Annotated in this window: 1 protein-coding gene; it reads left to right on the forward strand. The window is 68.7% G+C overall.

The window, feature by feature from the left end:
- The first annotated feature begins 148 nt into the window (after window positions 1-148).
- A protein-coding gene (locus ACL02O_RS34260; RefSeq protein WP_412822331.1) for an IS5 family transposase occupies window positions 149-1,026 on the forward strand; the annotation gives its coding sequence in 2 pieces (ribosomal slippage) (window positions 149-533 and window positions 533-1,026; 879 coding nt in all).
- Window positions 1,027-1,048: the final 22 nt, after the last annotated feature.

Consider the following 1,048-nt stretch of genomic DNA (forward strand, 5'->3'; position numbering starts at 1 on the left):
TAGGGCGTGTGTCGAAGTCGGTGCCAGGCGGCTTGAGGTGACTTGAGGATCTTCGCGTGTCGGAGATCGAAAATGGGCGAGGTCTCCGGTAGATGGTTCAGCGACCAAGCAGAACCTGAAAACCGGAGACCTCGTGGACACCCTAGCGGTGACGAGGCGGTTCGACCTGACCGACGTGCAGTGGGCGAAGTTGGAGCCGTTGCTGCCGGCGCCGAAGCGGCCGGGTCGACCGTCATCATGGAGCAGACGTCAGTTGATCGACGGGATGCGGTGGCGGATCCGTGTCGGCGCCCCGTGGCGGGACCTGCCGCCCCACTACGGGTCCTGGTCGGCGGTGTACGCCCTGTTCCGGCGTTGGCAGCGGGATGGGACCTGGCAGAAACTGCTCACCGCGCTGCAGGCCCTCGCGGATGCGGCCGGGCGGATCACCTGGGACGTGTCGGTGGACTCGACCAGCGCCCGCGCCCACCAGCACGCTGCCGGGGCGAGGAAAAGGGGGATCTGCAGGCCGAACCACCCGGCGGCGTCACGGTTGAGCCAGCTGATCATGCGCTCGGCCGCTCCCGAGGCGGGTTGACCACGAAGCTGCACCTGGGCTGCGAACAGGGCCAGAAACCTCTCGCCGTCGTGCTGACCGCCGGGCACCGCGGCGACAGCCCGCAGTTCATCCCGGTCCTGGCCGCGATCCGCGTCCCACGGCTGACCACCGGCCGCCCCAGAACCCGCCCCGACCGCGTCCTGGCCGACAAGGCCTACACCTCGAAAGCCAACCGGCAGTATCTGCGCCGCCGCGGCATCGCCGCGACCATCCCGAGCAAGGCCGACCAGGACGCCAACCGGCGGGCCAAGGGCTCCCAAGGTGGCCGCCCACCGGCCTTCGACCCCCACCTCTACCAGCAACGTCACGCCGTGGAATGCGGCATCAACCGACTCAAGCGCAACCGCGCCGTAGCCACCCGCTTCGACAAGCTGGCCGTGCGCTACGAGGCAACCATCCACCTCGCCGCCATCAACGAGTGGCTGTGACCGACTTCGACACAGGCCCTAG

It is taken from the genome of Micromonospora mangrovicola (assembly GCF_047200535.1).
Lineage (GTDB): Bacteria > Actinomycetota > Actinomycetes > Mycobacteriales > Micromonosporaceae > Micromonospora.